The sequence below is a fragment of the Paraburkholderia sp. UYCP14C genome (assembly GCF_004197395.1).
In the GTDB taxonomy this organism is placed as follows: Bacteria; Pseudomonadota; Gammaproteobacteria; order Burkholderiales; family Burkholderiaceae; genus Paraburkholderia.
Genome location: NZ_SELS01000396.1, coordinates 1 through 260, shown reverse-complemented (window position 1 = coordinate 260; position 260 = coordinate 1). Strand labels below are relative to the sequence as shown.

At 73.1% G+C, this 260-nt stretch carries 1 pseudogene; it reads left to right on the top strand.

The features are described from left to right. Window positions 1-24: 24 nt before the first annotated feature. Window positions 25-260 (top strand): annotated as a pseudogene (locus EVC45_RS45330) (hypothetical protein); the annotation flags it as partial.

Below are 260 nucleotides of genomic sequence, written 5' to 3'. Positions count from 1 at the left end.
TCGGGTGCAGGGCTGCGCGAGTCGATGGAAGCCCAACATGTGGCCATGGCCCTCGGTGCGCTCGCGAAGTGGCCGGATGAGGTCGACGCACGTAACGGGGCCCTGCGCCTGGCCGGTCGCGTGGCCTCGGAGGCCAGGCTGCGCGAGTCGATGAACGCGCAGGCGGTGGCCAGCGCGCTCAATGCGCTCGCGAAGTGGCCGGACGAGGACGACGCGCGTAACGGGGCCCTGCGCCTGGCCGGTCGCGTGGCCTCGGAGGC